This window comes from Parvibaculum sp. (assembly GCF_030651915.1).
GTDB lineage: Bacteria > Pseudomonadota > Alphaproteobacteria > Parvibaculales > Parvibaculaceae > Parvibaculum.
In genome coordinates this window covers 334,931-355,400 of record NZ_JAUSBV010000008.1, presented here as the reverse complement: position 1 = coordinate 355,400, position 20,470 = coordinate 334,931, and the positions used below count along the sequence as shown (strand labels likewise).

At 64.9% G+C, this 20,470-nt stretch carries 17 protein-coding genes; all 17 read left to right on the top strand.

Annotation, left to right across the window (positions count from 1 at the left end):
• Window positions 1-275: 275 nt before the first annotated feature.
• The 17 genes from Q7V31_RS13155 to lpxC all read left to right on the top strand — a co-directional run bounded on the left by Q7V31_RS13155 (window position 276) and on the right by lpxC (window position 20,341).
• On the top strand, window positions 276-752 hold the full coding sequence (locus tag Q7V31_RS13155; protein ID WP_304734973.1) for a division/cell wall cluster transcriptional repressor MraZ: 477 nt from the start codon (window positions 276-278) through the stop codon (window positions 750-752).
• Window positions 749-1,780 (top strand): 16S rRNA (cytosine(1402)-N(4))-methyltransferase RsmH, encoded by a 1,032-nt coding sequence (gene rsmH, locus Q7V31_RS13150; protein WP_304734971.1) that lies wholly within the window; start codon window positions 749-751, stop codon window positions 1,778-1,780. The genes Q7V31_RS13155 and rsmH overlap by 4 nt, the downstream gene beginning before the upstream one ends.
• Window positions 1,777-2,151 (top strand): hypothetical protein, encoded by a 375-nt coding sequence (locus Q7V31_RS13145; protein WP_304734970.1) that lies wholly within the window; start codon window positions 1,777-1,779, stop codon window positions 2,149-2,151. Before rsmH ends, Q7V31_RS13145 begins: the two co-directional genes overlap by 4 nt.
• Complete coding sequence (locus tag Q7V31_RS13140; protein ID WP_304734968.1) at window positions 2,148-3,911, top strand: penicillin-binding protein 2; 1,764 nt, start codon at window positions 2,148-2,150, stop codon at window positions 3,909-3,911. Before Q7V31_RS13145 ends, Q7V31_RS13140 begins: the two co-directional genes overlap by 4 nt.
• Window positions 3,912-3,942: 31 nt before the next feature.
• Window positions 3,943-5,412: a UDP-N-acetylmuramoyl-L-alanyl-D-glutamate--2,6-diaminopimelate ligase gene (locus Q7V31_RS13135; RefSeq protein ID WP_304734967.1), complete on the top strand. Its 1,470-nt coding sequence runs from the start codon at window positions 3,943-3,945 to the stop codon at window positions 5,410-5,412.
• Window positions 5,409-6,845, top strand: a complete 1,437-nt coding sequence (locus tag Q7V31_RS13130; RefSeq protein ID WP_304734965.1) for a UDP-N-acetylmuramoylalanyl-D-glutamyl-2,6-diaminopimelate--D-alanyl-D-alanine ligase — start codon at window positions 5,409-5,411, stop codon at window positions 6,843-6,845. Before Q7V31_RS13135 ends, Q7V31_RS13130 begins: the two co-directional genes overlap by 4 nt.
• A gap of 3 nt (window positions 6,846-6,848) precedes the next feature.
• Entirely contained in the window at window positions 6,849-7,937 is a 1,089-nt protein-coding gene (gene mraY, locus Q7V31_RS13125) for a phospho-N-acetylmuramoyl-pentapeptide-transferase (RefSeq protein WP_304734964.1), read from the top strand.
• A gap of 4 nt (window positions 7,938-7,941) precedes the next feature.
• Window positions 7,942-9,351: a UDP-N-acetylmuramoyl-L-alanine--D-glutamate ligase gene (murD, locus tag Q7V31_RS13120; protein WP_304734962.1), complete on the top strand. Its 1,410-nt coding sequence runs from the start codon at window positions 7,942-7,944 to the stop codon at window positions 9,349-9,351.
• A complete protein-coding gene (ftsW, locus tag Q7V31_RS13115; RefSeq protein WP_304734961.1) occupies window positions 9,348-10,496 on the top strand; it encodes a putative lipid II flippase FtsW in 1,149 nt (382 codons plus the stop codon). Before murD ends, ftsW begins: the two co-directional genes overlap by 4 nt.
• Complete coding sequence (gene murG, locus Q7V31_RS13110; RefSeq protein ID WP_304734960.1) at window positions 10,493-11,683, top strand: undecaprenyldiphospho-muramoylpentapeptide beta-N-acetylglucosaminyltransferase; 1,191 nt, start codon at window positions 10,493-10,495, stop codon at window positions 11,681-11,683. The genes ftsW and murG overlap by 4 nt, the downstream gene beginning before the upstream one ends.
• The gene (gene murC / locus Q7V31_RS13105) at window positions 11,683-13,119 is read left to right on the top strand and encodes a UDP-N-acetylmuramate--L-alanine ligase (protein ID WP_304734959.1); all 1,437 of its coding nucleotides are present in this window, start codon (window positions 11,683-11,685) and stop codon (window positions 13,117-13,119) included. Before murG ends, murC begins: the two co-directional genes overlap by 1 nt.
• The gene (murB, locus tag Q7V31_RS13100; protein ID WP_304734957.1) at window positions 13,116-14,054 is read left to right on the top strand and encodes a UDP-N-acetylmuramate dehydrogenase; all 939 of its coding nucleotides are present in this window, start codon (window positions 13,116-13,118) and stop codon (window positions 14,052-14,054) included. Before murC ends, murB begins: the two co-directional genes overlap by 4 nt.
• A complete protein-coding gene (locus Q7V31_RS13095; RefSeq protein WP_304734956.1) occupies window positions 14,051-14,977 on the top strand; it encodes a D-alanine--D-alanine ligase in 927 nt (308 codons plus the stop codon). The genes murB and Q7V31_RS13095 overlap by 4 nt, the downstream gene beginning before the upstream one ends.
• Entirely contained in the window at window positions 14,965-15,972 is a 1,008-nt protein-coding gene (locus tag Q7V31_RS13090) for a cell division protein FtsQ/DivIB (protein WP_304734955.1), read from the top strand. Before Q7V31_RS13095 ends, Q7V31_RS13090 begins: the two co-directional genes overlap by 13 nt.
• Entirely contained in the window at window positions 15,969-17,279 is a 1,311-nt protein-coding gene (ftsA, locus tag Q7V31_RS13085; RefSeq protein ID WP_304734954.1) for a cell division protein FtsA, read from the top strand. The genes Q7V31_RS13090 and ftsA overlap by 4 nt, the downstream gene beginning before the upstream one ends.
• 178 nt (window positions 17,280-17,457) lie before the next feature.
• Complete coding sequence (gene ftsZ / locus Q7V31_RS13080) at window positions 17,458-19,113, top strand: cell division protein FtsZ (protein ID WP_304734952.1); 1,656 nt, start codon at window positions 17,458-17,460, stop codon at window positions 19,111-19,113.
• Window positions 19,114-19,345: 232 nt separating this feature from the next.
• Entirely contained in the window at window positions 19,346-20,341 is a 996-nt protein-coding gene (gene lpxC, locus Q7V31_RS13075; RefSeq protein ID WP_304734951.1) for a UDP-3-O-acyl-N-acetylglucosamine deacetylase, read from the top strand.
• Window positions 20,342-20,470 lie beyond the last annotated feature (129 nt).

Below are 20,470 nucleotides of genomic sequence, written 5' to 3'. Positions count from 1 at the left end.
CGCGTCCGATCCGATGACTGAGGAGAACAAATGTTCTACTTGTGTTCTCAAGTTTTCGACAGTTTTAACGGTCCGTTAAGACAGTTCAGATGGGTCAAAATGGGGCGGAAAACCGCGAAATTACTAGGTTTTCCCGTTGACGCCCATGAAATCCCATGCTATCCCATGATGTCCCGTATAAGGCCCAGCCGCGCCCGTAAAGCGCTCGCCGGTCTCGCGGGCACAAGTCCCTTCAGGCAGGAGGGGGCAGCCCGAGAGAGGGGAGAGGTCGGCCGATGGAGTCGTTCCGGGGGCGTTTCACGAACAAGATCGATGCGAAGGGGCGCGTATCCGTGCCCGCGAAGTTTCGCGCCGTGACGGTCGCCCAGGGCTTCAACGGGATCATCTGTTTTCCGCCGCTGAGCGAGGGCCGGTTCATCGAAGGCTGCGGTCCGGCTTTCTCGAACCAGATCGACCAGATGCTGGCCCGGCTCGATCCGTTCTCGTCCGAGCGCGACATGCTCGCCTCGGTGCTGCTCGGCGAAAGCGCCGAACTGATGTTCGATGCCGACGGCCGCGTGATCCTGCCCGAAACGCTGCGCGAGATGGCCGGTATTGCTGACGAGGCGACTTTTGTGGGCGCCGGCGAGCGGTTCCAGATCTGGGCGCCGAAGGCTTACGAGGTCTTCGCCGTCGAGGCGAAGAAGCAGGTTCCCGGTTTCCGCGCCATGCTCAAGGCGCTACCCCCGGTTCTGGACGGAGGCGGCCGATGAGCGACGGCGGCCGGAGCAACGCCCCCCATATCCCGGTGATGCTCGCCGATGTCCTCGATGTCCTTCGGCCCCGCGACGGCGCAGTTTATGTCGACGGCACATTCGGCGCAGGCGGTTACACGCGGGCCCTTCTCGGTTCGGCCGATTGCGCGGTGCTGGCGATCGACCGCGATCCGAGCGCGATCCTGCGCGGCCGGGCGCTGGCGACCGAATTTGCCGGACGGCTGACGTTGATTGAAGGTTGTTTCGGCGACATGGCGCGGCTTGTCCGGGCGCTCGGCCACGAGACCGTCGATGGCGTCGTTCTCGATCTCGGCGTTTCCTCGATGCAGCTCGATGAGGCCGAACGCGGCTTCTCGTTCCAGCAGGACGGACCGCTCGATATGCGGATGGGCGGCGAGGGGCCGTCGGCCGCCGATGTCGTCAATCATTTCGATGAGGGCGATCTGGCCCGCATCATCGCCGTCTATGGCGAGGAGAAGCGCGCGCGGGCCGTCGCCAAAGCGATCGTCGCGGCGCGGACGCAAGTCGAGTTCAAGCGGACGCTGGAGCTTGCCGAGACAGTGGCGCGCGTTATCGGCCGCCGGCCGCAGGATCGTATCCATCCGGCGACGCGGACCTTCCAGGCGCTGCGGATTTTCGTCAATGACGAGCTCGGCGAACTGGCGCGGGGGCTTTCGGCTGCCGAAGATTTGTTGCATGAGGGCGGGCGCCTCGCGACCGTCACCTTCCATTCACTCGAAGACCGTGCCGTCAAACGCTTCCTGACCGCGCGGACGGGCCGGGCCGGGCGCGCCAACCGCCACATGCCCGAGCGCGACGAGGCGGCGCCTTCGTTTCGCGAAATCGAACACAAGGCGCGCAAGGCGCCGGAGGCCGAGATCGAAAACAACCCGCGCGCCCGCTCGGCGAAGCTGCGCGCGGCGGAGCGGACGGGTGCGCCTGCGTTGCCTCTCGATCTCGCATCACTCGGTTTGCGTGCGGTCCCTTCGCTCGATCGACATATCTCGGCGGGAGGGCAGGCATGATCCGGCTCATCAACCTGCTGCTTGTCGTTGCCGTGATCGGTCTGTCGGTCGGTCTCTACGACATCAAGTATCGCGCCGAGGGCGCCGACCGGGCGGCAGGGCGTCTCGAGGCGCAGATTGGCGCCGAGCGCGAGGCCATTCGCGTGCTGCGCGCCGAGTGGAGCTATCTCAATCAGCCGGAGCGCTTGCAGGAGCTCGCGGCCCGTTACACCGCGCTGCAGCCGCTGACGGCAAGCCAGATTGTCGAATTCGAAGATGTGCCGATGCCGCATATGGCAGATGACTATTATGTGCCGTCGGGCCGGCAGCCGCTGGGCGGCTATGCGGGCACCGTGTCCGAGGGTATTGGCGGCGGGAGGTCGATCCAATGATCGGACGCCGCGGACGGCCGCAGATGCAAACGCGCTTTCTCCTGCCGGGGTATGACGCTATCGACAAGTCGCGCCATTCGGCGCGTGCCGGCGAGCGGAATGTCCGCACACCGTCGGAGCGCCGGATCTCGCTGGCGATTGCGGTGTTTGCCGCCTGTTTCGCGTTGATCGGCGCGCGACTTGTCGGGTTGGCGATCATCGGCGGCGACGACAGCTCGCGCGTGGCCGCGATCGACCGTGCCGCACCGATCCAGCGCCCGGATATTGTCGACCGCAACGGCGAGGTGATGGCGACCGATATCGGCACCGCCTCGCTCTATGCCGACGGACGCAGCATCATCGACGCGGCCGAAACGGCACGACAGCTTGCGACGGTTCTGCCCGAACTCGACGTGGCGGACATGACAGCGAAGCTTTCGTCCGGTCGCGCCTTCATGTGGGTCAAGCGCGATCTCGCGCCGCGCCAGCAATATGCCGTGCACTATCTTGGATTGCCGGGGCTCGACTTCCGCAATGAGCGCAAGCGCGTCTATCCGAACGGCAAGACCGGCGCCAGCGTTCTCGGCATGGTCGATATCGACAATAACGGAACCGCCGGCATCGAACGCTATATGGACCGCGTCGTTGCGCGTTCGGACAGGTTCGGCGTTCCGCGTTTCGATCGCAACCGGACGGTGATGTTGTCGATCGACATCAAGGTGCAGCACGCGCTGACGGACGAGCTTGAAAGGGCGATGACCGAATTCCGGGCGCTTGCCGCAGTCGGCATCATCATGGATGTCCATACCGGTGAAGTCGTCGCCATGGCGTCGCTGCCCGACTACAACCCCAACGATCCGATGGCGGCGCCCGAAGAGGCCCGCTTCAACCGGGCGACGCTCGGCGTCTATGAGATGGGATCGGTGTTCAAGGCCGTGACGCTGGCAGCCGCACTCGACAGCGGCAAGGTCCGGCTCGACGGCCGGTTCGACGCGACACAGCCGATGCAGGTGGCGCGCTTCAAAATTCACGATTTCCATGCCCAAAATCGCTGGCTCAGTGTGCCCGAAGTTTTTGTTCATTCCTCGAATATCGGTACGGCCAAGATTGCATTGCAGCTCGGCGGCGAGGAGCACCGCGAATATTTGCGCCGCTTCGGTATGCTGACACGACCGCAGATCGAATTGCCGGAGGCCGGTTCGCCGCTGACCCCGGCGCGCTGGAGCGAATTGTCGACCATCACGACTTCCTATGGCCACGGCATTGCCGTGACGCCGCTGCAGGTCGTCAGCGCGGTCGCGACCATCGTCAATGGTGGGCTCAAGGTTGAGCCGACCTTCCTGCGCCGTAATGAGGCGCAGCTTGGCGCGCGGGTGATTTCGAGCGAAGTCAGCCAGACCATGCGCGGGCTGATGCGGATGGTCGTGGCTGAGGGCACAGGGCGGCGTGCCGATGTGGCGGGTTATCCGGTGATGGGCAAGACCGGGACGGCCGAGAAGGCCGAGAACGGCCGCTATGCGCGTAACAAGCTGATCACGTCGTTCATAAGCGCCTTTCCGGCCAACGATCCGCGCTACGCGATGATCGTGATGTTCGACGAACCGAAACCGACCAAGGATACCTATGGCTATGCGACGGCGGGCTGGAACGCCGCGCCGGTGACATCACGCGTGGTGGCGCGTGTCGCACCGCTGCTCGGGCTTCGCCCGGCAACAAAGCCGCAGGAACTGGAAATGTTGCGTGAAGCGAAGCTCGTGTCTTTCGAGGCGAACGGGCGATGACGACGGGCGTGTGAGTTTACGGCGAACGAGAATGTTGGGAGATATGCAGCTTGCGGCGTTAATGGGGTCGGACCTCCCGGCGCTCCCGGAAGGGGGTGCCACGGAGATCCTTGGCCTGACCGCGGACAGCCGCGCGGTCAGACCCGGATTTCTGTTCGCGGCCCTTCCCGGCACCAAGCTCGACGGTACGCGCTTCATTCCGCAGGCGCTGGAACAAGGGGCAGTGGCGTTGCTCGTGCCGCAAGGAGCCGGGATCAAGGCGCGTGTGCCGGTGATCGCCGACCGTAATCCGCGCCGACGTCTTGCGTTGATGGCGGCGCGGTTTTTCGGCAAGCAGCCGGAGATCGTCGCGGCGGTAACGGGGACCAACGGCAAAACATCGGTCGCGACTTTCGTGCGGCAGATCTGGGCGGCACTCGGCGAGCCGGCAGCCAGTCTCGGGACGCTGGGTGTCGAAAGCCCGAAGGGCGAGCGGCCGCTGGGCTTTACGACGCCCGATCCGGTCGCCCTGCAGGCTGAGCTTGCGGCACTGGCAGATGAAGGTGTGACGCATCTTGCGATGGAGGCGTCGAGCCATGGGCTTGCGCAGTACCGCCTCGATGGGGTGCGGCTGGCCGCGGCCGGGTTTACCAATATCACGCGCGATCATATGGACTATCACACCAGCTTCGACGATTACCTCTATGCGAAGATGCGCCTGTTCGGCGAGGTGATGGGGCCGGGCGGCGTCGCCGTCATCAATGCCGACGGTGCGCAGGCCGCCGAACTTGAGGCGCTGTGCTGGGCGCGCGGGCACCGGATCATCTCGGTCGGACGCAAGGGACGCGGCATTTGCCTCGTCGCAGCGCGGCCGACGGCACGGGGCCAGACGCTGGAGCTGGTGCATGGCGGCGCGAACTATGAAGTACAGCTTCCGCTGGTTGGGACCTTCCAGGCGTCAAATGCGCTGGTCGCCGCCGGCCTTGTCATCGGCTGCGGAGGCATCGCGGCCAAGGTCTTCAAGGCACTCGAGAACCTCAAGGGCGCGCGCGGCCGCATGGAAGAAGCCGCCCATCTGCCGTCGGGTGCGGCCGTCTATATAGATTACGCACATACACCGGATGCGCTTGAGAATGCGCTCGACGCGATGCGGCCGCATGCTGAAGACAGGCTGGCCGTCGTTTTCGGCTGCGGCGGCGATCGCGATGCCGGCAAGCGTCCGCAGATGGGCGAGATCGCGGCGCGTCTCGCCGACCAGGTTTATGTCACCGACGACAATCCGCGCAGCGAGGATGCCGGCGCCATTCGCGCAGCGATCATGAAGGGCTGCCCCGGTGCCACCGAAATCGGCGACCGGGCCCAGGCGATCGAAACGGCAATGCGGGCCCTCCGCGCAGGCGATGTGCTGGTCGTGGCCGGCAAGGGACATGAGACGGGGCAGATCGTCGGTGACCGGACGATCCCGTTCTCTGATCACGACGCCATTGCAGCGGCGGCACGGAAGATCGGCGGTGGCGCATGACAACACCGTTGTGGACGCAAGAGGAAACAATCGCGGCAACCGGCGGCAAGGCCGAGGGTGCGCGTTGGGCGGCCAGCGGCGTTTCGATCGACAGCCGGACACTGCAGCCGGGCGATCTCTTCGTCGCCATTTCGGGCGAGAATTCGGATGGACATGTGTTTGTCGAAAGCGCCTTCGCCAAAGGCGCGGCGGCGGCCATCGTGTCGAAGCCGACAGACAAGATGCGTGCGGCGGGGCCGCTCGTCATCGTTGCCGATACGCTGGCCGCGCTGAATGCGCTTGGCCGCGCGGCGCGGCGGCGGGCGCGTGCCGGCATCGTCGCCGTGACCGGGAGCGTCGGCAAGACCGGCACCAAGGAAGCGTTACACTTCGTGCTGTCCGAGCAGGGTGCGACCCATGCCTCGGCGGCGTCCTATAACAATCTCTGGGGCGTGCCGCTGTCGCTGGCGCGAATGCCCGCCGATACGCGCTTCGGCATTTTTGAAGTCGGGATGAACCATCCCGGCGAAATCACGCCGCTGTCGAAGCTGGTCGAACCCTTTGTCGCGCTGATCACGACGGTTGAGGCTGTGCATCTGGCCTTCTTCAATTCGGTCGAGGAGATCGCAGATGCAAAGGCCGAGATTTTCGACGGGCTGCAGGAAGGCGGGGTCGCCATCCTCAACCGCGACAATCCGCATTATGCGCGGCTCCGGGCGCGCGCCGAAGCGCGCGGCGCGGCGCGGATCATTTCGTTCGGCGCGCATGCGGATGCCGATGCGCGTCTCGACAAGGTGGCGCTCAACGAAAGCTGTTCCTGCGTGTCGGCGACGATCTGCGGTCAGAAGGTCACCTACAAGCTTGCCGTGCCGGGGCGCCATATTGCGATGAACAGTCTCGCGGTGCTGGCCTGTGTGCAGGCGCTCGACGCCGATCTGGCGCTGGCGGCGCTCGCGATGGCGCAGCTCAAGGCGCCAAAGGGGCGGGGCGAACGGCATGTCGTGTCGGCGCCGCTGGGCGACTTCACGGTGATCGACGAAAGCTACAACGCCAATCCGGCTTCGATGCGCGCCGCGCTTGCGGCGCTCGGCCAGTCCAGTCCGGCGGGAAGCGGCCGGCGCATCGCGGTCATGGGCGACATGCTGGAACTTGGCGACGACTCGATTGCCATGCATCGCGAGCTCGCCGGGGATATCGCTGCGGCGGGGATCGGCCTCGTCTTCGCCTGCGGGCCGCATATGCGCGAGCTGTTCAAGGCGCTGCCGACAACGGTGCAGGGCGGTTATGCCGAGACGTCCGACGTGTTGGCGCCGCTGCTGCGCGACGCGATCCGTCCCGGCGATGTCGTAATGGTCAAGGGTTCTCTCGGTTCGCGGATGGGGCCGCTGGTCGAGATGCTGCTGGGGATGGGCGACGATGACGGCGCCAGCCTGCGGCGCAACAGGGGGGCATAGAGGATGCTGTACGATCTTCTCGGAGGCATGGCCGGTGAGTATCCCGCGCTCAACGTGTTTCGCTACATCACGTTCCGCACCGGCGGGGCAACGCTGACAGCACTCCTGATCAGCTTCCTGTTCGGACCGCGCATCATCGCGCTCTTGAAGTCGCGGCAGCGGCGCGGTCAGCCGATCCGCGAGGACGGACCGCAGACGCATATCGTGCAGAAGCAGGGCACGCCGACCATGGGCGGGTTTCTCATTCTCGTCGGCCTGGTGCCGGCGGTGCTGCTGTGGGCCGACCTTTCCAACAAATATGTGTGGATCGTGCTTCTCGTGACGCTCGGCTTCGGCGCGGTGGGCTTTGCCGACGACTATCTCAAGGTGTCGAAGATTTCGCCAAAAGGCGTGCCGGGACGGGTGAAGCTGTTCTTCGAATTCATTATCGCGATTGCGGCCATGTGGGCACTGGTGCTGGTTGCCAACGAGCCATTGCAGACGGCGTTGACGGTTCCGTTCTTCAAGGGCGTGCTGCTGCAGCTCGGCGGCTTCTTCTTCGTGTTCGGAGCGCTCGTGATCGTGGGCTCGTCAAACGCGGTCAACCTGACCGACGGGCTCGACGGGCTCGCCATCGTGCCGGTGATGATCGCGGCGGCGGCGTTCGGCCTCATCGTCTATCTGGTCGGCAATGCCGTTTTCGCCGACTATCTGCAAGTGCATTTCGTTCCGGGCACGGGCGAGCTTGCGATCGTTTGCGGGGCGCTTATCGGGGCCGGGCTCGGCTTCCTCTGGTACAACGCGCCGCCGGCCATGGTGTTCATGGGCGACACGGGCTCGCTGGCGCTCGGCGCGGCGCTCGGCGTAATCGCAGTGGCGGCCAAGCATGAGCTGGTGCTGGCCATCATCGGCGGGCTTTTCGTCCTCGAAGCGGTGTCGGTCATCGTCCAGGTCGTCTCGTTCAAGCTGACCGGCAAGCGCGTTTTCCGCATGGCGCCGCTGCATCATCATTTCGAACAGAAGGGCTGGGCGGAACCGACCATCGTCGTCCGCTTCTGGATCATCTCGGTCGTGCTTGCCATGGCCGGCCTCGCAACCTTGAAGTTGAGGTGAGGGGATGATCGCAGCGACCGGTTTCGCAAAGCGCAAGGTGGCGGTGTTCGGGCTCGGTACGTCGGGCCTTGCGACCGTGCGCGCGCTCGAAGCCGGCGGGGCGACGGTGCTGGCCTGGGACGATGCCGACGCGAAACGTGCCGAAGCAGCGGTTGCAGGCTTCAACGTCGTCGACATGAGAGACTGGCCCTGGGCGGAAATCGCCGCGCTGGCGCTCAGCCCCGGCGTGCCGCTGACCCATCCCGAGCCGCATCCGGCCGCACTGGCGGCGCAAACGGCCGGCGTCAAGATCATCGGCGATATCGAGCTTTTCCAGCGCGCCGTGACAGCGAGCGGCACGGGGGCCAAGATCGTTGCGATCACCGGCACCAATGGCAAATCGACGACGACGGCGCTGATCGGTCACATGATCCGGCGTTGCGGCGGCGAGGCACAGGTCGGCGGCAATATCGGCAAGGCGGTACTCGAACTCGAAGCGCCGACTCCGGCAACCGTCTATGTGATCGAGGTGTCGTCCTACCAGATCGACCTTGCGCCGAGCCTTGCGCCGCAAGTTGCCGTGTTGCTCAATATCACGCCCGATCACATCGACCGGCACGGGACGCTCGAACATTACGCGGCCGTCAAGGCGCGGCTCTTCGAAAATCAAACAGAAGGCGACACGGCGATTATCAGCGTCGACGACGCGCTGTCGCAGGACATCTGCACCCGGGTCGGCGCGCGGCGTCTGGCGAAGGTGGTGCCGATTTCGGTCGGCAAGACGGTGGGACGCGGCGTCTATGCGATCGACGGCACGCTCTACGACAATGCCGGCACACAGGCGGTCAAGGCCGGCGACCTGAAAGAGATGCGCACACTGGCTGGTGCGCATAACTGGCAGAACGCCGCGGCGGCCTATGCGGCAGGCCGGGCGCTTGGCTACACACGCGAGAAGATTTTCGCCGCTTTCGAGAGTTTTCCCGGTCTCGCACATCGCATGGAAATCGTCGCGGAGCGCGACGGCGTCCGCTTCGTCAATGACAGCAAGGCGACCAATGCCGATGCCGCTTCGAAAGCGCTTGGCGCCTACCGGACGATTTTCTGGATCGCCGGGGGCAAGGCCAAGGAAGGCGGCATCGAAAGCCTCGAACGCCTCTTCCCGCATGTTGTCCGCGCCTATCTGATCGGCGATGCCGCGGCGAATTTCGCCCGGACGCTTGATGGCAAGGTCGACTATCTGCAATGCGGAACGCTGCCGCGCGCCATCGAAGCGGCGACGCGGGACGCGATGGCGAACGAGGCCGAGATGCGCGTCGTGATGCTCTCGCCGGCCTGCGCCTCGTTCGACCAGTTCCGGAATTTCGAAGAGCGCGGCGATCTGTTTCGCCGCGAAGTGCAGCGTGTGCTCGCCGAAACGGGAGGAGCCGCCGCATGATCCGTCTTGCGCGCACCAACCGCAGCCTGATCGCCGAATGGTGGTGGACCGTCGACAAATGGACGTTGCTCTGCCTTGTGTGCCTGATGGTTCTGGGCGGCGTTCTGGCGCTGGCGGCGAGCCCCGCGGTCGCCATGCGCATCAACCTGCCGCCATTCCATTTTGTTTATCGGCAGATGCTGTTTTTCCTGCCGGCGCTTGCGGTGATGATCGGCGTGTCGCTGCTCAATGTGCGGCAGGTGCGACGCCTGGCGGCGCTGGTTTTTGTCGGCGCGCTGGTGCTGATGGTGCTGACGCTTTTCATCGGACCGGAAGTGAAAGGTGCGCATCGCTGGCTGCAGATCGGACCTTTCGCCATTCAACCATCGGAATTCGTCAAGCCGGCCTTCGTCGTGCTCGTCGCCTGGCTCTTTGCAGAAGCACAGCGCAACCCCGGCATTCCCGGCACCGCTCTCGCGCTGGTGCTCTATGCGACCGTTGTAGGTGTGCTGGCGCTGCAACCCGATTTCGGGCAGCTGATGCTGGTGACGATGGTCTTCGGCGCGATGTTCTTCATGGCCGGGCTTTCATGGAGCTGGATCGGTTCTCTCGCCGCGGTGGCGCTGGCCGGCGTCATCTGCGCCTATACGTTGATGCCGCATGTCGCCAGCCGCGTGGATCGCTTTCTCAATCCGGAGTCGGGCGACACCTACCAGATCGACCGCGCACTCGATGCCTTTCATGCCGCCGGCTTTTTCGGCCGCGGACCGGGCGAGGGCGAGGTGAAGCGTATTCTTCCGGACGCTCATACCGATTTTATCTTTGCGGTCGCGGCCGAAGAGTTCGGCGTCGTTGTCGGATTGATGATCATCGGGCTTTTTGCCTTCATCGTGGTGCGGCCCATGAGGCGGGCCGCCGAGGAGCGCGATCTCTTCGTGCAGTTCGCAACATGCGGGCTGGTTGCGATGTTCGGCGTGCAGGCACTCATCAATATGGCGGTCAATCTCAACCTCGTACCGGCCAAAGGCATGACGCTGCCGTTCATTTCCTATGGCGGTTCGTCGCTGCTGGCGCTTGCGCTTGCGATGGGCATGCTGCTGGCACTGACACGGCGCCGTGCCGGCAGCAATGTGGCGCCGCCCGGCGAGCGGAGGGCGCAGGCATGAAGCGCAATCCGCAAGGTCCGATCGTGATTGCCGCCGGCGGCACAGGGGGACATTTGTTTCCTGGCCAGGCGCTGGCGCAGGAACTGCGCCGCCGCGGCCGCCGTATCGTGCTGATCACCGATGAGCGTGTGCAGCGGTTCGACCGGCTTTTTCCCGATGCCGACATTTATCCCGTTCCGGCCGCAACACCTTCAGGCAAAGGTGCGGTCGGTCTTGTGAGGGCGGCGCCCGCCATTCTTGCGGGCGTCGCTCGTTCCTTCGGCATTCTCGGCCGGATCCGGCCGGCGGCGTTGATCGGCTTTGGCGGTTATCCGACGCTGCCACCGGTTGCCGCCGCGATCCTGCGCGGCGTTCCGGTGTGTGTGCATGAACAGAACGCGGTTCTCGGCCGCGTCAACCGTCTTGTTGCGCCTTATGTCAGCGCCATCGCCTCGACTTTCGATGCGCCGAAATTCCTGAGGCCGAAAGATGCCGGCAAGCTGGTGCTGACCGGCAATCCGGTGCGCGACGCGGTGATTGCGGTCGCCGGACGGAGCTATGCGGCGCCTGCCGGGCAAGAGACGATCCATCTGCTGGTTTTTGGCGGCAGCCAGGGCGCGCGCGTGATGAGCGATGTTGTGCCGGACGCGCTGGCGCAGCTTCCGGAAGCCTTGCGCCGCCGCCTGTCGGTGGTGCAGCAGGCGCGTGCCGAGGATATGGAACGGGCCGCCGCGATTTACGAGGCCGCCGGCGTCGACGCCGAACTGAGCCCCTTCTTTGACGACATGCCGGAGCGCCTTGCGGGTGCGCATCTGGTGATCGGCCGGTCGGGCGCATCGACCATCAGCGAGCTGGCCATTGTCGGCCGGCCCTCGATCCTGGTGCCGCTGCCGCATTCGCTCGACAACGACCAGAAGGCCAATGCCGAAAAGCTGGCCCGCACGGGCGCTGCCTGGGCCATCGAGCAGAAGAATTTTACCGCGGCGGCGCTGGCGACGATGTTGACCTCGCTGCTTGCCGATCCGGCGCAGCTGGCGGCCGCGGCGCGCGCGGCCAAGGCGCAAGGGCAACCCAATGCCGTGCGTGATCTCGCCGATCTCGTTGAGCGGATCGGCCGCGGCGAATTCCAGGCTCTTGGCGCGCCGGCCCGTGCCACCGACACGGCCGGCGGATCCGGCCTCCTCAAATTCGCGACCGGAGGTGCATGATGCGTCCCGCGCCTCTCGACATCGGCAAGATTCATTTCGTCGGCATCGGCGGCATCGGCATGAGCGGCATTGCCGAAGTCATGCACAATCTCGGCTACACGGTGCAGGGCAGCGATCTCAGCGAGAGCGCCAATGTCAAGCGGCTCGCCGGGCTCGGCATCAAGGTGTTCATCGGCCAGAAGGCCGAGAACCTCGCCGAGGCGCAGGTCGTCGTCGTTTCGTCGGCGATCAGACCCGACAATGCGGAACTGATGGAGGCGCGGGCGCGCTTCCTGCCGGTGGTAAGGCGCGCCGAAATGCTGGCCGAACTGATGCGGTTGCGCTCCTGTGTTGCCATCGGCGGCACCCATGGCAAGACGACGACGACGTCGCTGGTGGCGGCGATCCTCGATGGCGCGGGCTTCGATCCGACCGTCATCAATGGCGGCATCATCAATGCCTATGGCACCAATGCGCGGCTCGGCGACGGCGAGTGGATGGTGGTGGAGGCGGATGAATCCGACGGCACTTTCGTCAAGCTGCCTTCGACGATTGCGATCGTCACCAATATCGATCCCGAACATCTCGATTATTACGGTTCGTTCGAGGCCGCCAAGGACGCCTTCCTCGCCTTTGTCGAAAACGTGCCGTTCTATGGCTGCGCCGTCATGTGCGTCGACCATCCGGAAGTGCAGGCGCTGATCGGCCGGGTGCGCGACCGTCGCATTGTCACCTACGGGACCAATCCGCAGGCCGATATTCGCGCCACCAACCAGCGCGTCGAAAACGGCTTCAACACCTTCGACGTCACAATCACGGATCGCAAGACCGGCAAGACGCGCGAGATCGGCGGCGTGCATCTGGCGATGCATGGCACGCACAATATGCTGAACAGCCTTGCGGCCATCGGCGTCGCGCTGCAAATGGGAATTGCCGACGAACGCATCCGCGCGGCGCTGGAAGGCTTTGGCGGCGTCAAGCGGCGCTTCACCTATGTCGGCAACTGGAACGGCATCAGCATCTATGACGATTACGGCCATCACCCGGTCGAGATCGCGGCTGTGCTGCAGGCGGCGCGCTCGGCGACGCAAGGGCGCGTCATCGCGGTGGTGCAACCGCATCGCTATACGCGGCTGCACAATCTCTTCGACGAGTTCTGCGCCTGTTTCAACGATGCCGACGCCGTGATCGTCGCCGATGTCTACGAAGCCGGCGAGACACCCATCGCGGGCGCCAATCGCGACGCACTGGTGGAGGGCTTGCGCGCGCGCGGGCACCGCAATGTGACGGCGCTGGAGGGGCCGGAGGCCCTGCCGGCGCTGATCGCCGATACGGCGAAGCCCGGCGACCTCGTCGTCTGCCTCGGCGCGGGCAGCATCACCTATTGGGCCAATGCGCTGCCCGAACAGCTGGCGGCGTTCGACAAGGCGGATGCCAGAGACGGGAGGAAGAAATGATGGCGGCCCGCGCCTCGCTTCCCCATCTGCTCGACCGGCTGCCGCCGGTGCGCGGCGCACTGGTCGCCGATGCGCCGCTCGCGCCGCTGACCTGGTTCCGCGTCGGCGGACCGGCGGAGGTCATGTTCCGTCCGGCGGATGCCGACGACCTGGCATCGTTCCTTGCCGGCTGTCCGGCCGATGTGACGGTGACGGTGATCGGTGTCGGTTCCAACCTGCTGGTGCGGGACGGCGGCGTGCCGGGCGTCGTCATCCGTCTCGGCAAGGGCTTTGCGCAGATCGAGACGTTGCCGGGCCAGCGCCTGCGCGCGGGCACGGCGGCGCTCGATGTGGCCGTGGCGCGAGCCGCCCAGGAGGCGGGCATTGCCGGACTTGAGTTCTATCGCGGCATTCCGGGTTCGATCGGCGGTGCCTTGCGCATGAATGGCGGCGCCTATGGGCGCGAGACGAAAGACGTTCTGGTAGAGGCGGTTGCCATCGACCGCGCGGGCAAGCGCCATGTGCTGTCGAACGCCGAGATGGAATACAGCTACCGCCATTGCGGCGCGGCGGACGATCTGATTTTCGTCGAAGCAGTCTTTCAGGGCGCGCCCGGCGACAAGGCCGAGATCGCAAAGCGCATGGACGAGATCACGGCGTCGCGCGAGGCGACGCAGCCGATCCGCACGCGCACCGGCGGTTCGACCTTCAAGAACCCCGATGGGCACAAATCGTGGCAGCTGATCGACGCGGCCGGCTGCCGCGGGCTGAAGCGCGGCGGGGCGCAGGTGTCGGAGCTGCATTGCAATTTTCTCCTCAACACAGGTGCGGCCAGCGCCGCCGACCTCGAGGATCTCGGTGAAGAGGTGCGCGCGCGCGTCAAGGCGCAGAGCGGCGTTATGCTTGAATGGGAAATCCGGCGCATCGGCACGCGCAACGATGGAGGCGGGGCATGAGCGCGACCAAGCATGTCGCCGTCCTGAAGGGCGGCTGGAGCGCCGAGCGCGAAGTCAGTCTCGTCACCGGCAAGGGTTGCGCCGAGGCGCTGCGGAGCCACGGTTATCACGTGACCGAGATCGATGCCGGACGCGATCTGGCCGACCAGATTCTCAAGGCAAAACCCGATGTCGCGTTCAATGCGCTGCATGGCCGCTGGGGCGAGGATGGCTGCGTGCAGGGGCTGCTCGAAATCCTGCGCGTGCCCTACACGCATTCGGGTGTGCTGGCCTCGGCGCTCGCCATGCACAAGGAGCGCGGCAAGGCCGTGTTCCGCGCGGCGGGGCTGCCGGTGGCCGAGAGCGTAGTCGTGCCGCGTGCGCAGGCTGCGCTCGGCCATGTGATGGACCCGCCTTATGTCATCAAACCGGTGAGCGAGGGTTCGTCGGTCGGTGTGTTCATCATCCGGGCGGGCGACAACCGGCCGCCGGCGGAGCTGACCTCGCCCGACTGGAACCTCGGCGACGAGGTGATGGCGGAACGCTACATCGCTGGCCGCGAACTCACCTGCGCCGTGATGGGCGAAGAGATATTTGGCGTGACCGAGATCATCGCCAACACGACCTTTTACGACTACGAGGCCAAATATGCGGCCGGTGGTTCGCGTCACGTCATTCCGGCACCGATCGAGCCGGACGTCTATGCCGAGGTGCAACGGGTGACGCTGGCCGCGCACAAGGCGTTGGGATGCCGTGGCGTCAGCCGCGCCGATTTCCGTTTCGACGATACGCGCCCCGGCAAGGGCGAACTCATTCTGCTCGAGGTCAACACGCAGCCCGGCATGACGCCGACATCGCTGGTGCCGGAGCTTGCCAATCTCGCCGGCTATTCCTACGCCGAACTGGTGAGCTGGATGGTGGAGGACGCCACATGCGACCGGTGAAAAAAGCATCGCGCACCGGCATCCGTGCCGCACCACGCCGGGGAGCCAAGAGCAAGGTTACGCCCGGCAAGCGCCACAACACGCCGTCGACGCGGATTTTCGGGCGCCGCGCGCAGCGGCCGCCGGGACCTGTCGGGCGCTGGCTGGCCGAGATCGGCGCCGGCGAGTTTCCGATGCGGCCATTTACAGCCGGTGCAGTGGCGTTGTTTGCCGGTGTCGTTCTCTATGGGCTGTTTGTCGGCGGACATGTGAGCGAGGGCGCCAACGGGATTGCCGAGCGGACCAACCGGCTTCTGGCGTTGTCGGGCTTCAGCATCCAGGACGTGACCGTCATCGGACGTGTGCGGACCGACAAGCAGGCGCTGTTTGATGCCGGCGGCATCAAACGCGGCGATCCGATTTTCGGTTTTGACACCGAGGCGGCGCGGCAACGTGTGGAGCGGCTGGGATGGGTCGAATCGGCGACCGTGACGCGACTGCTTCCGGACACCATTCGTATTGAAGTGACAGAACGAGCGCCTTTCGCGCTCTGGCAGCGTGGCGGCATGCTGTCGGTCATTGATGCCGAAGGACGGCCGATCACCGACGAGGGCATACAGGAATTCGCGCATCTGCCTTTCATCGTCGGTTTCGGCGCGCCGCGCGAGGCACCGGCGTTGCTGAAGCTCATGCAAGCCGAACAGCCGCAGCTCTTGCAGCGCGTACGGGCTTTCGTGCGTGTCAGCGGGCGACGCTGGAATTTGCGGCTCGAAAACGGCGTCGACGTCAAGCTGCCGGAAAGCGGCGTCGAGAAGGCGCTGGCAGACCTCGTCGCGCATGACGCGCGCCACCGTATTCTGTCGCGCGACATCGTGGCGGTCGATCTGAGGCTTCCCGACCGCGTGTCGGTCGAACTGGCACCAGGCGCCGGTTCGACGCAGGGCATCGCGGCCGGCATCAAGAACAAGAACGGCGTTGTCCGGCCCGCCGAGGCCGGTATTGGGGGCGAAACATGAATATGGTCAGTCTCGGCTCGCGGAGTTTTCAGGGCCGTCCCATCGCGGTGGGCCGCTCGGGCACGATCGCGGCGCTCGATGTGGGATCGAGCAAGATCTCCTGCTTTATCGCGCGGATTGAAGCGGGGCGGGTGGCCAACGGCCATGCGCCCGTGCGCGTCATCGGCATCGGACATCAGGTGTCGCGCGGCATCCGCGCCGGCACCGTTGTCGACATGGATGCCGCCGAGGAAGCGATTCGCGTTGCGGTCGATGCGGCCGAGCGGATGGCCGGGGTGACGATTCGGGACGTGATCGTCGGCGTGTCCGGCGGCGAACCGAAGAGCCAGACGGTTGGCGTCAAGGCGTCGGTCGCGGCCAACGAGATTGGCGATAACGATCTCGGCCGCCTGATCGGCCATGCCCAGAGCAATTTCCAACCCGACGGGCGTGACGTATTGCATGCCATTCCGACCAACTACAGCGTCGACGACAGTCGCGGCGTGCGCGATCCGCGCGGCATGTTCGGCGAGAGGCTTGGTGTTGAAGTTCACATGGTCAGCGCGTTGCGTGGACCCCTGCGCAACCTCGAACTCTGCATCGAACGTTGCCATCTCTCGGTCGCCGGCATTGCTGTCAGCCCCTATGCGAGCGGGTTGGCCTGTCTCGTCGAGGACGAAATGGACCTCGGCGTTGCCGTTGTCGACATGGGCGGGGGCACGACATCGCTCGGCATCTTCTTCGAAGGTGCGATGGTTTACTGCGATTCCGTGTCGATTGGCGGGAATCATATTACCAATGACATTGCGCGAGGGCTTTCGACGCCGCTCTCCCATGCGGAACGAATGAAGACGCTTTACGGGAGCGCACTGGCCAGCCCGTCGGATGAGAGAGAAATGATTGATGTGCCGCAAGTTGGCGAAACCGATGCAGACGCGGCGAATCACATTCCGCGTTCGATGCTGACCGGCATTATCCAGCCCCGCCTGGAGGAGACTTTCGAGATGGTGCGGGACCGGATGGATGCGAGCGGTTACGGACGGCTGGCAGGGCGACGCGTGGTGCTGACCGGCGGCGCGAGCCAGCTCAACGGCGCGCGCGAACTCGCCACACGGATGCTCGACAAGCAGGTCCGGGTCGGCCAGCCGATCCGGCTGACCGGCCTTGCCGATGCGACAGGTGGGCCGGCCTTCTCGACTTGCGCCGGGCTCCTCACCTATTCGCAGATCTCGCCGCTCGACGCCGTGGGTGCCGATGATGATTCCGAAATGGGGTCGTCCAGTGGGCAGTTCCGGCGCTTCGGCCGCTGGCTGAAGGAGAATTTCTGATGAGACGCATCGGCCAAATCGGCGTGCGACGACGACGTGGGTCTATCGATCGGGCGCCCTGCCGGCGGCGGCAGGGACGGCTCTCTGGCCCGCCGGGAAGACGGGCTAACGAATCGCCGCCAGATAAAAGCGCGGCTAACCCGACCCGGATTTTCACTACTGCTCCCAGGAGGCTGACATGAGCATCAAACTTTCGGTTCCTAAGGAAAAGGAACTCAAGCCCAGAATTACCGTGTTCGGCGTCGGCGGCGCTGGTGGCAATGCGGTCAACAACATGATCGAAGCGGGCCTCGAGGGCGTCGACTTCGTCGTCGCCAACACGGATGCGCAGGCGCTGGCCCTGTCTTCGGCCGATCGGCGTATCCAGCTCGGGGCATCAATCACCGAGGGTCTGGGCGCGGGTTCACGTCCGGAAGTCGGCTGCGCGGCGGCCGAGGAAGCACTGCATGAGATCGTCGAGCATCTGCAGGGTGCGCACATGGTCTTCATCACCGCCGGTATGGGCGGCGGTACCGGCACCGGGGCGGCGCCCGTCATCGCACGGGCGGCGCGCGAGCACGGTATCCTGACGGTCGGCGTCATCACGAAGCCGTTCCAGTTCGAAGGCTCGCGGCGGATGCGGCTTGCGGAAGAAGGCATTTGCGAACTGCAGCAATATGTCGACACGCTCATCATCATCCCGAACCAGAACCTGTTCCGGGTGGCGAATGAGAACACGACTTTTGCCGACGCTTTCGGCATGGCCGACCAGGTGCTGCATTCCGGCGTTGCCGGCATCACCGACCTGATGATGAAGCCCGGTCTCATTAATCTCGACTTCGCGGATGTGCGCACCGTGATGAACGAGATGGGCAAGGCGATGATGGGGACCGGCGAGGCTTCGGGCGAGAACCGGGCAATCGAAGCGGCGGAAGCGGCGATTTCCAACCCGCTGCTCGACGAAGTATCGATGAAGGGTGCCAAGGGTGTGCTGATCAACATCACAGGCGGCATGGACCTGACGCTTTATGAAGTCGACGAGGCGGCCAATCGCATCCGCTCCGAAGTCGATCCCGACGCCAATATCATCGTCGGTTCGACCTTCGACAGTTCGCTCGACGGCCGGATGCGCGTTTCGGTCGTGGCGACGGGCATCGAGGCGGAGGGGGCGACGCTGGCGCGCCCCGATGTGCAGACAGCGCAGATCCGTGTTGTCGCACAGAACCGCATGGCACCTGCCGCCATGCAACCGGTCGCGTTGACCGCGCATGTGACCAATCCGGTTCAGACGCAGGTCGAGCACATCGAAGAACGGATGGCGCCTGCGGTGCAGGCCGATCTCGGCATCGAGCCGGCCATGTCATCCAGCCGGGACTATGATCTGGCCGACTATGAAGCCGAGGTCATCATTCACAAGCCCGAGCCCCGGCATCAGCCGGCGTCGCGGGGCGACGTGGAGGCGCCGGTCATTCCGGCCGCTGCGGTTCGCGCCGAGGCAAAATCGCATCCGTTCATTCCGGGCGATCTCGACCGGGCGCAGACCGGCAAGGCTGATATTCCGGGCTTTCTTGGTCAGAAGCCGGCGCCGGTGCAGCAGTCCCGTGCCCCGAAAAAGGGTCCGGGCTTCTTTGAACGCCTGACCGGCGGCCGGCGCAAGGTGGAAACGCCGGAGGCGCCGGCGCCGCAACGCCGCGAGCCGGTCGCTGCCCAACGTAAGCAGGAGCCCGTTCGTCCGGCTCCGGCGGAGCGGCCGCAGGAGAGCCTGTCGCCTGCGACCGAAAGCCGTCTCGTCCAACCCTCCTATGAAGAAGAGCAGCTCGAGATACCGACTTTCCTGCGTCGCCAGGCCAACTGAAGAACGGCTGTCCCGCTCATTCGGGGCAGCTTTATGTGGTAAACCCGCTCGTTTTGGCCACTGTGCCGGCGGGCGGGTTTTCTTTTTTCTGTCAAACGGTTAACGCTCGTTTTCGGCGCGTAACATTCAGTAAAGAACTGTTATTTGAGACGATTTTGAGACACTGCTAGAACCGAGCCGAAGCCAGCCGGATGGGGCGGTGGAGCTTTGGGGGATTTCTCAGGTGTTTCAAGTGCGTAAATCCGAGTTCGAGACCATCATGCTGGAAACGGTCCGGCGCCAGCGGCGCGCGGCCGCGCTGCCATATCCACAGATGACGCTGGCGGCGCCTGTTGCCATTGAAGGCGCGGGCCTTCACAGCGGCAAGATCATTCACATGATGCTGCATCCGGCGGACGCCGACCATGGCGTCGTTTTTCGTCGCATCGATCTCGTGGGTGGTCGCGATGCGACCGACATTCGGGCGCGTCATGACCATGTCGTCGAGACCACGATGTCGACGGTGATCGGCAATGCAGCCGGCGCGCGGGTTGGCACGATCGAACATTTGATGGCCGCGCTTTCGGGCCTCAGCATCGACAATGTCCTGATCGAGATCGACGGCGAGGAAGTGCCGGTTCTCGATGGCAGCGCCGAGGTTTTCGTCGAACGGATTGAGGCAACCGGCCTGACGGCGCTGGACGCGCCGCGCCGCGCCATTCGTGTTCTGAAGCCCGTCATCGTCGAAGACGGCGCGAAGCGCGCCGCGCTTCTGCCGGGCGACGGTTTCCGTCTTGCCTTCGAAATCGATTTCGACAATCCGGTGATCGGCCGTCAGGCGATCGAGGCGGATTTGTACGATCCCTGCTTTGCCGACGACATCCTGGGCGCCCGGACCTTCGGTTTCCTGAAGGATCAGGAGAAGCTGCGTGCTGCCGGGCTTGGGCAGGGCGCATCGCTCGACAACGCGATCATTATCGATGGCGAAAACATCCTCAATGAGGAGGGTTTGCGCTACGAGGATGAGTTCGTGCGCCACAAGGTTCTGGACGCCGTCGGCGACCTCGCCCTGTCGGGGCTGCCGCTGATCGGCCGCTATGAGGGCGCGCGCTCCGGCCATGCCATGAACAACTGGGTGCTGCGGGCGCTGATGGCCGACGATACGGCCTGGGAAGTGGTCGATTTTGTCGAAGCGTCGTCCCCGGTCTATGCGGCGGAACACGCCCTCGTGGCCATTACCGCCGACTGAGCGCCGATCCTTCCCGGACGACCCCAAAAATCCAGTGGAATCGGGCCATGAGCGGCCCCGCGTGCCGGCGGCGTCTTGCCCGACCGGCCGCGTGCCCGCTATGGTCTCGCAGCGCTTCTTGAGATAGAA